The 12,648-nt window shown below is 73.2% G+C and carries 11 protein-coding genes; 8 read left to right on the top strand and 3 right to left on the bottom strand.

Features of this window, described 5'->3' with window-relative positions:
* Window positions 1-18: 18 nt before the first annotated feature.
* Window positions 19-867: an MIP/aquaporin family protein gene (locus ABZU99_RS05115; protein ID WP_355947791.1), complete on the bottom strand. Its 849-nt coding sequence runs from the start codon at window positions 865-867 to the stop codon at window positions 19-21.
* 176 nt (window positions 868-1,043) lie between these two features.
* On the opposite strand from ABZU99_RS05115, the gene ABZU99_RS05110 reads away from it, so the two are divergent.
* Both ABZU99_RS05110 and ABZU99_RS05105 read left to right on the top strand, forming a co-directional pair.
* Window positions 1,044-2,315 (top strand): FAD-binding protein, encoded by a 1,272-nt coding sequence (locus ABZU99_RS05110; protein ID WP_356045570.1) that lies wholly within the window; start codon window positions 1,044-1,046, stop codon window positions 2,313-2,315.
* Window positions 2,312-2,533: a D-arabinono-1,4-lactone oxidase gene (locus ABZU99_RS05105; RefSeq protein ID WP_356045572.1), complete on the top strand. Its 222-nt coding sequence runs from the start codon at window positions 2,312-2,314 to the stop codon at window positions 2,531-2,533. The genes ABZU99_RS05110 and ABZU99_RS05105 overlap by 4 nt, the downstream gene beginning before the upstream one ends.
* 15 nt (window positions 2,534-2,548) lie before the next feature.
* Here the strand turns inward: ABZU99_RS05105 and ABZU99_RS05100 are convergent, their stop codons facing one another.
* Both ABZU99_RS05100 and ABZU99_RS05095 read right to left on the bottom strand, forming a co-directional pair.
* Entirely contained in the window at window positions 2,549-4,933 is a 2,385-nt protein-coding gene (locus tag ABZU99_RS05100; RefSeq protein ID WP_356045574.1) for a phosphoketolase family protein, read from the bottom strand.
* Window positions 4,934-4,988: 55 nt separating this feature from the next.
* Window positions 4,989-5,867 carry a universal stress protein gene (locus tag ABZU99_RS05095; protein WP_356045575.1) on the bottom strand — a complete coding sequence of 293 codons (879 nt, stop codon included), beginning with the start codon at window positions 5,865-5,867 and terminating at the stop codon, window positions 4,989-4,991.
* Between the two features lie 240 nt (window positions 5,868-6,107).
* Between ABZU99_RS05095 and ABZU99_RS05090 the strand changes: the two genes are divergently transcribed.
* The 6 genes from ABZU99_RS05090 (at window position 6,108) to ABZU99_RS05065 (ending at window position 12,263) form a co-directional block, all read left to right on the top strand.
* Window positions 6,108-6,710, top strand: a complete 603-nt coding sequence (locus ABZU99_RS05090; protein ID WP_355947777.1) for a CBS domain-containing protein — start codon at window positions 6,108-6,110, stop codon at window positions 6,708-6,710.
* On the top strand, window positions 6,707-7,630 hold the full coding sequence (locus tag ABZU99_RS05085) for a universal stress protein (protein ID WP_356045577.1): 924 nt from the start codon (window positions 6,707-6,709) through the stop codon (window positions 7,628-7,630). Before ABZU99_RS05090 ends, ABZU99_RS05085 begins: the two co-directional genes overlap by 4 nt.
* 675 nt (window positions 7,631-8,305) lie before the next feature.
* The gene (locus tag ABZU99_RS05080) at window positions 8,306-9,373 is read left to right on the top strand and encodes an alcohol dehydrogenase catalytic domain-containing protein (protein ID WP_356045579.1); all 1,068 of its coding nucleotides are present in this window, start codon (window positions 8,306-8,308) and stop codon (window positions 9,371-9,373) included.
* Between the two features lie 6 nt (window positions 9,374-9,379).
* A complete protein-coding gene (locus ABZU99_RS05075) occupies window positions 9,380-10,063 on the top strand; it encodes a pyridoxamine 5'-phosphate oxidase family protein (RefSeq protein WP_355947766.1) in 684 nt (227 codons plus the stop codon).
* Between the two features lie 29 nt (window positions 10,064-10,092).
* Window positions 10,093-11,499, top strand: coding sequence for a nicotinate phosphoribosyltransferase (locus ABZU99_RS05070; RefSeq protein WP_355947763.1), 1,407 nt, complete (start codon window positions 10,093-10,095; stop codon window positions 11,497-11,499).
* A gap of 98 nt (window positions 11,500-11,597) precedes the next feature.
* The gene (locus ABZU99_RS05065) at window positions 11,598-12,263 is read left to right on the top strand and encodes a CBS domain-containing protein (protein WP_355947760.1); all 666 of its coding nucleotides are present in this window, start codon (window positions 11,598-11,600) and stop codon (window positions 12,261-12,263) included.
* The last annotated feature ends 385 nt before the right edge of the window (window positions 12,264-12,648 follow it).

Genomic DNA, 12,648 nt, shown 5'->3' with positions numbered 1-12,648 from the left:
GGCGGGGCCCTGACCGGCTCAGGTCTCGGGGGCGGGGGTGCGGCCCGGCTCCGGCGGTGCGGGCATCGGGAGGTAGCGGCTGATCAGGACCTTGTAGAGGGCGGCGCCGACCAGCCCGCCGACCAGCGGGCCGACGATGGGCACCCAGAAGTAGAGATTCCCGTACTGGTCGCGCCAGGCGCTGTGGTAGCCGGTGATGAAGCTGGCGAGCCGGGGGCCGAAGTCACGGGCCGGGTTGATGGCGTATCCGGCGTCGGCACCCCACGCCATGCCGATCGCGACCACGATCAGGCCGGTGATGAACGGTCCCAGATTGGCCTTCGGGGCCGAGTTCAGCACATCGGTGACGGCGAAGATGAGCAGCACCAGGATCGCGGTGCCGATGATCTGGTCGCGCAGCGCGCCCCATTCGCTGACCGGGAGCGCGCCGTTGCCGGGCAGGGTGGAGAAGACGAACTGGGTCTTGAAGGTGTGCTTGGGGTCGGCACCCGCCAGGACCTCGGTGTAGTTCCAGCGCACCAGCAGGGCGGCGACGAACGCGCCGAGCGTCTGGGCGAGCGCGTACGGCAGGACCTTGTTCCAGGGGAAGCCCTTGAAGGCCGCCAGGGCGAGGGTGACCGCGGGGTTGATGTGCGCGCCACTGAGCCGCGCGGCGACATAGACACCGAGGGTGACGCCGAGCCCCCAGCCCCAGGCGATGGAGTCATGGTCGCCGAGCCCGCCCGGGGGCTTGGTGAGAGCGCCACCGGCCACGACCTGAGCGACGACGCCGCAGCCGAAGAGAATCAGGATCATGGTGCCGGCGAACTCCGCGCAGAGTTCACCGAGCAAACCCGACTTCGGGCGGATGCGCTTCGGCTCGGTCATGGACCCATCGTGGCCGCGCGGGGGGCGGGGGGCCCGCCCTGCTGGTCCGTCCGGGGCACGGCGGACGCCCCCGGGGTCTGTACGGATCGGGGGGCGGCCCTGTACCAAGGTCATTGCCATGTCGCCCGGGGCCCCGGACAGGGCCCGGCCCCTTCAGCGGAATCAGGACCACGCGGATGCAGACCACCGGAGCCCCGACGAACTGGGCCGGGAACGTCACCTTCACAGCGGCCCGGCTGCACCGCCCGGAGACGGTCGCCGAGCTGCGGCGGATCGTCGCCTTCGCCGACCGGGTCCGTGCCCTGGGCATCGGGCACTCCTTCAACCGCATCGCCGACACCGACGGCGATCTGGTGAGCCTGGACCGGATGCCGCACCGCCTCGAGATCGACCCGGGCGGCGCTACGGTGACCATCGCCGCGGGCATGCGCTACGCCCAGGTGGCCACGGCGTTGCAGGCGCGGGGCTACGCGCTGGCGAACCTCGCCTCGCTGCCGCACATCACGGTCGCCGGGGCCTGCGCCACCGCCACCCATGGCTCGGGGAACACCCAGCGGTGTCTGGCGGCGGGGGTGGCGGGCCTGGAGATCGTCGGCCCGGACGGCGAGATCACCGAGATCCGCCGGGACACTGATGGCGACCGGCTGAACGGGGCGGTGGTGGGGCTCGGCGGGCTCGGCGTCGTGACCGGGATGACGCTGGACATCGAGCCGGCGTACGAGGTGGCCCAGTGGGTGTGGACCGGGCTTCCACTGGACCGGCTGGACGACAGCTTCGAGGAGATCTTCGGCGCCGCGTACAGCGTCAGCGTCTTCACCGACTGGCACGCGGGCGACGGCGTGGTGTGGCTGAAGTGCCGTACGGACCGGCCCGGTCCGCCGGAGCCGGGGCAGCCGTGGCTGGGTGCCCGCCCGGCCGACCGCCACCACCACCCCGTCCCCGCCATGCCGCCGCTGCACTGCACCGAGCAGTTGGGCGTGCCCGGGCCGTGGCACGAGCGGCTGCCGCACTTCCGGCCGGATTTCACCCCCAGCAACGGCGATGAGCTCCAGTCGGAACTGCTGCTGCCGCGCGAGGCGGCGCGGGAGGCCTTCGCCGCGCTGCGCGGGCTCGGCGACCGGATCGCCCCCCTCGTCCAGGTCTCCGAGGTCCGCACGGTCGCGGCGGACGAGCTGTGGCTGAGCCCCGCGTACGGCCGGGACAGCGTGGCCTTCCACTTCACCTGGGTCCCGGACCACGACGCGGTGATCGAGGTGGTGGCCACGATGGAGGAGGAGCTGCTGCCGCTGGGGGCGCGGCCGCACTGGGGCAAGCTGACCGCGGCCGCGCCGGAGCCGATCACCGCCTGCTACGAGCGGGCCGCCGACTTCGGGCGGCTGCTGGCGGAGCACGACCCGAAGGGAAAGTTCCGCAATGCCCACCTGGACCGCTACTTCCCCCTCGGGTGAGCCACGCCGGACGGGCTACCCCGTCCAGGACCACTCGGCGACCTCGGCTGCTGCCGCTGGGGGCGCGGCCGCACTGGGGCAAGCTGACCGCGGCCGCGCCGGAGCCGATCACCGCCTGCTACGAGCGGGCCGCCGACTTCGGGCGGCTGCTGGCGGAGCACGACCCGAAGGGAAAGTTTCGCAATGCCCACCTGGACCGCTACTTCCCCCTCGGGTGAGCCACGCCGGACGGGCTACCCCGTCCAGGACCACTCGGCGACCTCGGGCATGTCGTTGCCGTGCTCGCGGATCCACGCGTGGTGGCGGGTGCGGGCGTCCTGCATCCGCTGCCGCACGGCCGCGGCGCGCACCGCGAGCCCCGGGGTCCGGTCGATGACGTCCATGACCAGGCGGTAGCGGTCCAGGTCATTGCGGACGACCATGTCGAAGGGCGTGGTCGTGGTGCCCGACTCCTTGTAGCCGCGCACATGCAGATGGGGGTGGACGGCGCGGCGGTAGGCCAGCCGGTGCACCAGCCAGGGGTAGCCGTGGTAGGCGAAGATGACGGGCCTGTCGCGGGTGAACAGCGCGTCGAACTCGGCGTCCGTCATACCGTGCGGATGCTCGCCCTGGGGCAGCAGCCGGGTCATGTCGACGACGTTGACGACGCGTACGGCCACGTCCGGCAGATCGCGGCGGAGGATCCCGGCGGCCGCGAGCACCTCCTGGGTGGGTACATCGCCCGCGGCGGCCAGGACCACATCGGGTTCGCCCGAGCCGTTCTCGGTGCCGGCCCAGTCCCAGCTCCCGGCGCCGCGGGCGCAGTGGGCGCGGGCCTGGTCGAGGTCGAGCCAGTCGAAGCAGGGCTGTTTGCCCGCGATGACGACGTTGACGTAGTCGCGGCTGCGCAGGACGTGGTCGGTCACGGAGAGCAAGGTGTTGGCGTCCGGCGGCAGATACACCCGTACGACCTCGGGGCTCTTGTTGAGCACATGGTCGACGAAGCCGGGGTCCTGGTGCGAGAAGCCGTTGTGGTCCTGGCGCCACACATGTGAGGTCAGCAGGTAGTTGAGGGAGGCGACGGGGCGCCGCCAGGGCAGTGAGCGGGCGATCTTCAGCCATTTGATGTGCTGGTTGACCATCGAGTCCACGATGTGCACGAACGCCTCGTAGCAGGAGAACAGGCCGTGCCGGCCGGTCAGCAGATAGCCCTCCAGCCATCCCTGGCACAGGTGCTCGGAGAGGATCTCCATGACCCGCCCGTGCCGGTTCAGATGCTCATCGGTGGGGAGCATGTCCTCCTGCCAGGCCTTGCCGGTGGCCTTGAAGAGGGCCTGGAGCCGGTTGGAGGCGGTCTCGTCGGGGCCGACGACCCGGAAGTTCCGGCGGGCGGCGCTGTCCTCCATGACCCTCTCCAGCAGATCGCCGAGGACGCGGGTCGGCTCGTGGAAGGTCGCGCCGGGCCTGTCGACGGGGACCGCGTACGGCTCCAGGGCGGGGATCGGCAGATCGCGCAGCAGCAGCCCGCCGTTGGCGTGCGGATTGGCCCCGAGGCGGCGGTCGCCATCGGGGACGCAGGCCAGGACCTCCGGCCGGGGCCGGCCGTCGGTGTCGAAGAGTTCCTCGGGCCGGTAGGAGCGCAGCCAGCGTTCCAGCAGCCGCAGATGCTCCGGGTTCTCCCGTACCCCCGCCAGCGGCACCTGGTGGGCGCGCCAGGTGCCCTCGACGGGGAGCCCGTCGACCTCCGCCGGGCCGGTCCAGCCCTTGGGCGTACGGAGCACGATCACCGGCCAGCGCGGGCGCTCGGTGACGCCCTCCTCGCGGGCCGTGCGCTGGAGCAGGGCGATCCGGTCCAGGGCCTGGTCCATGGCGCGTGCCAGCGCGCGGTGCACCTGGACCGGGTCGTCGCCCGCGACGTGGAGGGGCTCATGGCCGTATCCGCGCAGCAGTTCGTCGAGTTCGGCCTCGGGGAGGCGCGCGAGCACCGTCGGATTGGCGATTTTGTAGCCGTTGAGATGGAGGATCGGCAGGACGGCGCCGTCGTGGACCGGGTCGAGGAACTTGTTGGCGTGCCAGGAGCCGGCCAGCGGCCCGGTCTCGGCCTCGCCGTCGCCGATGACGCAGGCCACGAGCAGATCGGGATTGTCCAGCGCCGCGCCGTAGGCGTGGGCGAGGGAGTAGCCGAGCTCACCGCCCTCGTGGATGGAGCCGGGCGTCTCGGGGGCGACATGACTGGGCACGCCGCCGGGGAAGGAGAACTGGCGGAAGAGCCGGGCCATGCCCGCCGCGTCCCGGCTGACGTCCGGGTACGTCTCGGAGTAGCTGCCGTCCAGCCAGGAGCCGGCGAGCACGGCGGGCCCGCCGTGGCCGGGGCCCCAGACGCAGATGGCGTCCAGGTCGCGGGCCTTGACGACCCGGTTGAGGTGGGTGTGGACCAGGGTGAGTCCGGGGGAGGTGCCCCAGTGGCCCAGCAGCCGGGGCTTGATGTGGTCGGGGCGCAGCGGCTCGGTCAGCAGCGGGTTCGCCAGGAGATAGATCTGCCCCGCCGCGAGGTAGTTGGCGGCGCGCCAGTGGGCGTCCAGGGCGTGGAGTTCGTCGTCGGCGAGCCCGCTCGGCGCGGTGCTCGATGCGTCTGGCATGGGCCTCTCTCCCTGATAGGGGTCTTCGGACAGGTACCCGATGCCGGCGGTCCCATCAGCCGCGCTCCGGCACGATGGCCACCGGGCAGGGTGCGTGGTGCAGCGCCGTGTGGGCGACGCGGCCCAGCTGGAGGCCGGCCACGTGGCCGTGCCGCCGACGGGCGCCGAGGACCAGCAGATCGGCGGTGGCCGCCGCGTGGAGCAGCGCCTTGCGGGCCGGTCCCTCGACGGCCTCGCCGCGGACGGCGACCTTGGGGTGGTCGCGTTCGGAGGACCGCAGCGCGTCCCGCAGCAACCTCTCCGCCCGGGCCCAGTGGGCGCGGACCGGGTCCCCGGATATCATCAGATCGTCCGTCACCTCGCCCGCCGGGGCGCGCCAGGCGCGTACGGCGGTGAGTTCACAGCCGCGCGCCTCGGCCTCGCGGAAGGCGAACCGCATCGCCGCCGACGGCTCCCCCCTCTCGCCCACGCCGAGCACGATCCGGCCGAAGGCGCCGCGCCGGTTGGGCTCTCCGCCCCGTACGACCGTGACCGAGCAGGGCGCGCGGGCGGCCACGGTGAGGCTCACCGATCCCAGGAGCAGCCCGGCGAGTTCGCCCCGGCCGCGCGAGCCGGCGACGATGCCGGAGGCGTCCCGGCCCACCCTCAGCAGCGCGGAGACGGGGTCCTCGGAAAGGGCATCCGCGAAGACCCGCACATCGGGCCTGCGCCGTGCGGCGCGCTCGGCCGCAAAGGCCGCGATCCGCTCGGCCACCACCTGCTCCCAGGGCCGCTCGGGGTCGGTGGCGGGTGCGATGCCCTCGTACCGCTCCCACCGCGAGGCGTGGACCAGGCGAAGCGGCACCCCGTGCCGGGCTGCCTCGTCCACCGCCCAGTCCACCGCCTGGAGGCTGGATTGCGATCCGTCGACGCCCACGACCAGGGGGAGCTCCACCGTTCCCACCGCCTTTCGCGCACAGTCCGCTCGGTCCGGTGCCGGTGCCGGTGCCGGTGCCTCCGGTGCCTTCACTCTCGCGCCGCCGGGGTCCCGGCGCGAGGGGCGATTCGGCCCCGCCCGGGGACGTTCGGCCCAGGGCGCCCGGTGCGGGCCGAACGGCCCCGACCGGGCCCCGGGCAGCCCAAGAGGCGGGCGGGGGCGCCGTTGGAGGCTGGGAGCGGGATTCGGGAGGCACGGATGAAGCACCGCAAGATCGGCAACGTGATGACCGACGATGTCGTCCGGGTCGGCTACGGAGCCTCGTTCGAGGAGGTGAGCGCGCTGCTGGAGCGGCACCGCATCAACGGGCTGCCCGTGGTGGACGAGGACGACAAGGTGGTCGGCGTGATCACCGGGACCGATCTGGGCCAGGCCGCCCGGACCGCCGGTCAGCTGATGTCGCGGCCCGCCGTTACCGTGCGCCCCCAGGACACCATCGTGGACGCCGCGCGCGCCATGGCCCGCCATCGCATCGAACGGCTTCCGGTCATCGACGAGGAGGACCGGCTGATCGGCATCGTCACCCGCCGCGATCTGCTGCGGGTCTTCCTGCGCCCGGACGACGAGATCCGCGACGAGGTGATCGACGAGGTGCTGGTGCGCTCGCTGTGGGTGATGCCGCAGACCGTCACGGTCACGGTGACCGACGGGGTCGTACGGCTGGAGGGGGAGCTGGACCGGCACAGCGAGATCCCCATCGCGGTCCGGATGGCCGGCCAGGTGGACGGGGTGGTGGCCGTCGTCGACCGCCTCACCTACCGCATCGACGACTCGGCCGGACGAGGAGGTGGGGTGCGATGACCGCTCCCCGCAGGACGACGCCTCCCGGCAAGCCGGCGCCGGACGGCCGGGTCGTGGTGGGCCTCGACGGCTCCGACAGCGCATGGAGCGCGCTGGACCGGGCCGTCGCCGAGGCGCGACGGCGCGACGCCACGCTGGAGATCGTGCACGCCTGGCCGTGGGCCCGGACCGACCCGCTCTCCTTCGACGCGGGCACCGAGCCGCAGCGGCCCCCGGTCGAGGTCGCCAGGACCGTCCTGCGGCTGGCCGTGGCCCGGGCCTCCGAAAAGGACCCCGGCTTGCGGATCGTGCCCACCCTCACCGCGCAGGACGCGGTGCCGGAGCTGCTGCGGATCGGTCAGCACGCCTCGCTCATCGTCATCGGCACCCGGGGGCTCGGCGGCTTCACCGGGCTGCTGCTCGGCTCGGTCGGGCTGCGGCTGGCCGCCCACACCCGCCGCCCCCTGCTGGTGGTGCGGGGCGATCTCCCGGCCGCGTACGGGCCCGAGGGCCACGGCAAGGTCCTCGTCGGGATCGAGAGCAGGGCCGACGAGGCGGCGGCCCGGTTCGCGTTCGAGGAGGCGATCCGGCGCGGGGCGCGGCTGCGGGTGATGTACGCATGGACGCACCCCCGGGCCTTCGGAGGCGATCACGCGTTGCCTTCGCGGGAGGTCGTGGCGCTGCGCGCCGAGCACGAACAGGCGGTGACGTATCGCGTGGTGGCCGGGTTGCGCAAGGAGTTCGAGCAGGTGCGGGTCCAGGAGCACACGGTCCACAACGCCCCGGCCCAGGCGCTGGTGGAGGCCTCGCGCGCGGCGGACGTCCTCGTGCTGGCCGTGCACCGGCGCACGGCCCGGCTCGGCATGCAGCTGGGCCCGGTCACCCATGCGGTGCTGCACCACGCGCACTGTCCGGTGGTGCTGATCCCGGTCGGCGAGTAGAGCGTGTTCCACGGGCCGGGTCGGCTCGGCGGGGCGCCCGCCCGGGCCCGAAAGGGCCGGATGACCTCGTATGACAGGGCCGTCCGGGACCGGTCGGCCCTGTCGTACGGGCCGCCCGCCGTGGTGCCGTGGAAGTGGCACCGGGGGCGTCCAGCAGACGCGGAGAAGCGGCACCGGAGAGTTGTCGCGCACCGCGCAATCAGGGCCCGCGAGAAGCGGGCGGCCCCCGGCGCCGCGCCCGGCGCCCCGGGTCGTCGATGTGGGCCTGAGCGACGCCCGCGAGGAAGCGGAGCGCGCCGCGCTGGAGGAGGTGCTGGCGCCGTGGCGCGACAAGTTCCGGGAGGTGCGGGTCTTCGCGGAGATCGCGTCCGACAGCCCGGCCCGCCAGCTGGTGGGCGGCGATCTCCGCGGATCGCCGCCGACAGCCCGGCCCGTCGGCTGGTGGCCGCGGCAGCGGGGACGGCGCTGCTGGTCGTGGGCCGCACTCCGCGCCGCTTTGGCCTCGGCACCCGGCTCGGGCCGGTCGCCCGGCGGTGGCACACCACGCCGCCTGCCCGGTCGCCCTGGTCCCCCAGCGCTGAGGCAACCCGGCGGGACGAGGGAGAACGAGAAGAACGGGAGAACGAGAGAGGGAGAGAACGCCGGAAAACAGCGCGGCGGAGAAGAGGCAAGGCCATGAAAGCACTCGTCTACCACGGACCGGACCTGGCCTCCTGGCAGGAGGTGCCCGACCCCGATCTGGAGGACCCCACCGACGCGATCGTGCGGATCGACACCGTCACCATCTGCGGCACCGATCTGCATATCCTCCGCGGCGAGGTGCCGGACGTCAGGCCCGATACGGTCCTCGGCCACGAGGCCGTCGGCGAGGTGGTCGAGACGGGCGCCGAGGTACGGGGCGTGTGCCCCGGTGACCGGGTGCTGGTCTCCTGCATCTCGGCCTGCGGCCACTGCCGGTTCTGCCGGGAGCGCGCGTACGGGCAGTGCCGCGGCGGCGGGGGCTGGATCCTGGGGCGTTCGATCAACGGCACCCAGGCCGAGTACGTCCGGGTGCCCTTCGCCGACTTCTCGCTTCATCCGCTGCCCGGTTCCGTCGACCCTCATGACGCCGTGCTGCTGGCGGACACCTTCCCCACCGCCTACGAGGTGGGCGTGCTCAACGGCCGGGTGGCACCGGGCGATACGGTCGCGGTGGTCGGCGCGGGGCCCGTCGGGCTCGCCGCGATCGCCACGGCGGAGTTCTTCTCCCCCAGCCGGGTCATCGCCGTCGATCCGGCACCCGCCCGGCTGGACGCGGCCAAGCGGGTCGGCGCCGACGCGGTGGCCGACGCCGCCGAGGGCCCGGAGCGCCTGGTCGAGGACCTCACCGACGGGCTCGGCGCCGATGTGGTGATCGAGGCCGTCGGCACCCCGCGGAGCTTTGAGACCTGCACCCGCATGGTGCGGCCGGGCGGCCGGCTCGCCAATGTCGGGGTGCACACCAGGCCCGCGACCCTGCATCTGGAAAAGCTGTGGATCAAGAACGTGACGATCACCACCGGGCTGGTCGACACGTACTCCACCCCCACGCTGCTGTCCATGCTGGCCGCCGAGCGGCTGCCCGCGTCCACGCTCATCACCCATCTCTTCGAGCTGGACCGGATGGAGGAGGCCTACGACGTCTTCTCGCGCGCGGCCGACACCGGCGCGATCAAGATCGCGCTCGGCGGCACCAACCGGCCCCTGATGACCCGAGAGAGGTAACCAACGATGACCACACCATTCCGGCCCGGCGAGGCGGCGATCCAGCCCATCACGGGCGGGGGCGACCTGGGGAGACGGCTGGCACTGCGGCGCGGACAGCTCGGTCTCTCCCGGGAGGACCTGGCCGAACGGGCGGGCACCTCGCCAGGCTATGTGCGGTATCTGGAGGAGTATCCGGCCGATCCGAGCGCCGGGACCCTGCTGCGGATCGCCGGGGCGCTGAAGATGGCCCCGGCCGATCTGCTCGGCGGCGGCCTGGACCGGCCGCCCGGCCTCGGCGAGGCCGCGTACCACCCGGACCTGGGAGAACTGAGCCCCCAGGAGTGCCGGGACCGGCTGTCCACGCACGGCGTGGGCCGGGTCTCGGTGAACACCCCGCAGGGACCGGCCATCGTCCCGGTCAACTACAGCGTGATCGACGACGCGGTGGTCTTCCGGACCGCGCCCGACGCCACCCCGGCGGCGGCAGCGGGCGTCGAGGTTGCCTTCGAGGTGGACCACATCGACGCGGCGCTCAGCCAGGGCTGGAGCGTGCTCGTCATCGGACGGGCCCAGCGGGTCACCGAGCCGACGGCGGCGCAGCGGCTGGCGGAGCAGGCGTTCACCACCCCCTGGCCCGGGGGCAGCCGCGATCTGTGGATCCGCATCGAGCCGGACAGCGTCACCGGCCGCCGGATCCAGGTGACCTGAACCGGACCACCGAGGAGGGCGGCCGGGCGATGTCGGACGCGATGACCACCGATCTCTACGAGGCCACGATGGCCCTGTCGTATCTGCGGGAGGGCATGACGGCCCCGGCCGCCTTCGATCTGTACGTCCGCGAACTCCCGCCCGAGCGGGGCTTCCTGGTCGCCGCGGGGCTGGAGCCGGCGCTGGAGTATCTGTCCCGGTTCCGGGTCGGGCGCGATGACGTCGAGGCGTTCGCCACGGCACTCCACCGTCCGTACGACGACCTCGCCCCTCTGCTGGGGCTGGGCTTCGACGGCGAGGTGCGGGCGGTCCCCGAGGGCCGGATCGTGCTCGCCGCGGAGCCGCTGCTGGAGCTGACCGCGCCGCTTCCACAGGCCCAGCTGGTCGAGACGTATCTGCTGGGGCAGCTCAGCCATCAGACCACCATCGCCTCCAAGGCGGCCCGGTGCGTGCTCGCGGCGGACGGGCGGCCGGTCGTGGACTTCTCGCTGCGCCGCACCCACGGTCCGCAGGCCGGGATGCAGGCGGCCCGGCTGAGCGCGATGACCGGGTTCGCGGGCACGAGCAATGTCGCGGGGGCCGTCGCCTACGGGATCCCCGCCAGCGGCACCATGGCCCACTCGTACATCGAGGCGTTCCCGGACGAGGAGACGGCGTTCCGGGCGTTCGCACGCACCCACCCCGGCCCGGTCACATTCCTGGTCGACACGTACGACACCGCGACGGGCGTGGCCACCGCCGCACGTGTGCTGCGCGACCTGCGCCGCGGGCCCGGAAGTGCGATCAGGCTGGACAGCGGAGACCTGGGCTCGCTGGCGGTGCGGGCACGGCGGATCCTCGATGAGGCGGGGCTGCCGGAGGTACGGATCATCGCGAGCGGCGGGCTCGACGAGTACGCGATCGAGGACCTGGTGGGATCCGGGGCGCCGATCGATGTGTTCGCCGTCGGCACCCGCGTCGGAGTCTCGGCGGATGTCGCGTATCTCGACAGCGCGTACAAGCTGGTCGCCTACGACGGCGAGCCGGTGATGAAGCTGTCGTCCGCGAAGGCCACGGCCCCCGGGCCGAAGCAGGTGTGGCGCCGCCCCGGCTTCGCCGATGTGATCGGCGGACAGGACGAACTCCCGCCCCACGGCAGTGCCCCGCTGCTGGAGACCGTGATGCGGGCCGGCCGGCGGACCACCGCGCCCGACACGCTCGACCGCGCGCAGGAGCGGTTCACCGCCGATCTGGCGACGCTGCCGCCCAACGCCCGGCGGATGCGTGATCCGGTCGCGCCCCGGCCGGCGACCTCGCCCGCGCTGGCCCGGCTGGCGGGCCAGGTGCGCCATCGGATCGAGCGCCGGGCGGCCGGGTACGGCGAGGCCGAGCGGACCGGCTCAGGGGCCGCTCGGCCCCTGTCCGGAAGGGGTGGCGCGCTTCCACGATGGTCATGACGGAACTATCCCCGCACAGCCGGCGAAGGGGCTGCCGGCCCCCTACGGGCATTACCGGGGCGGCTCGGCCCGCTGATAGCTGAGGCAAGGAGGACCCCGTGCACCGGCCCTCGCACATCGTGAGCGATGTGATGACCCATACCGTCGTCGCCGTCGGCGGCGAGGCGCCGTTCAAGGAGATCGTGAGAACGCTGGAGCAGTGGAGGGTGAGCGCGCTGCCGGTGCTGGCGGGCGAGGGACGGGTCATCGGCGTGGTCTCCGAGGCGGACCTGCTGCCCAAGGAGGAGTTCCGGGACAGCGATCCGGCGCGCGTGGCACAACTGCGTGAACTCCCGGACGCCGCCAAGGCGGGCGCGGTGACCGCCGAGGAGCTGATGACCTCCCCCGCCATCACGGTGCATGCCGGCGCGACGCTCGCCGAGGCCGCCCGGATCATGACCCATAGGCGGGTCAAGCGGCTTCCGGTGGTCGACGAGGAGGGCCGCCTGGAGGGGATCGTCAGCCGCGCCGATCTGCTGAAGGTCTTTCTGCGGCCGGACGAGGAGATAGAGGAGCAGGTGCGCGAGGAGGTGGTGGCCCATCTCTTCCCGGCTCCGGGGCAGACCGTCCGGGTGAGCGTGAGCGAGGGGGTGGTCACCCTCTCCGGGCAGGTCCGGGACGCCGTCCTCATCCCGGCGGCGGCCCGTCTCATCCGTGCGATCGAGGGCGTCGTGGACTTCGAGAACCAGCTGACGGCCGCGCCGCCCGCCACACAGCCGTTGTAGCTTTCGCCCCGGGCTCCCGCCCCGCATGTGATCCACCCATGTGATCCACCGGAGCGCCGGAGCGCCGGAGCGCCGGCGCTCCGGCGGTCGGCTCAGGTGTTGTGCCGGCGCATCCAGCGCGGTCCGACCTCGACCCAGGCCCGCCAGCCCTCCGGCGGTCGGCTCAGGTGTTGTGCCGGCGCATCCAGCGCGGTCCCACCTCGACCCAGGCCCGCCAGCCCTCCGGCGGTCGGCTCAGGTGTTGTGCCGGCGCATCCAGCGCGGTCCCACCTCGGCCCAGGCCCGCCGGCCCTCCGGCGGTCGGCTCAGGTGTTGTGCCGGCGCATCCAGCGCGGTCCCACCTCGGCCCAGGCCCGCCGGCCCTCCGGCGGTCGGCTCAGGTGTT

The sequence above is a fragment of the Streptomyces sp. NPDC005266 genome, from assembly GCF_040607655.1.
GTDB lineage: Bacteria > Actinomycetota > Actinomycetes > Streptomycetales > Streptomycetaceae > Streptomyces.
This window is presented reverse-complemented; position numbering and strand designations above follow the sequence as displayed.

What these genes read in the sequence shown, in the direction of transcription:
- ABZU99_RS05115 (WP_355947791.1), bottom strand. Translation starts at nt 867, where the DNA reads ATGACCGAGCCGAAGCGCATCCGCCCGAAGTCGGGTTTGCTCGGTGAA.
- ABZU99_RS05110 (WP_356045570.1), top strand. Translation starts at nt 1,044, where the DNA reads ATGCAGACCACCGGAGCCCCGACGAACTGGGCCGGGAACGTCACCTTC.
- ABZU99_RS05100 (WP_356045574.1), bottom strand. Translation starts at nt 4,933, where the DNA reads ATGCCAGACGCATCGAGCACCGCGCCGAGCGGGCTCGCCGACGACGAA.
- ABZU99_RS05090 (WP_355947777.1), top strand. Translation starts at nt 6,108, where the DNA reads ATGAAGCACCGCAAGATCGGCAACGTGATGACCGACGATGTCGTCCGG.
- ABZU99_RS05085 (WP_356045577.1), top strand. Translation starts at nt 6,707, where the DNA reads ATGACCGCTCCCCGCAGGACGACGCCTCCCGGCAAGCCGGCGCCGGAC.
- ABZU99_RS05080 (WP_356045579.1), top strand. Translation starts at nt 8,306, where the DNA reads ATGAAAGCACTCGTCTACCACGGACCGGACCTGGCCTCCTGGCAGGAG.
- ABZU99_RS05075 (WP_355947766.1), top strand. Translation starts at nt 9,380, where the DNA reads ATGACCACACCATTCCGGCCCGGCGAGGCGGCGATCCAGCCCATCACG.
- ABZU99_RS05070 (WP_355947763.1), top strand. Translation starts at nt 10,093, where the DNA reads ATGTCGGACGCGATGACCACCGATCTCTACGAGGCCACGATGGCCCTG.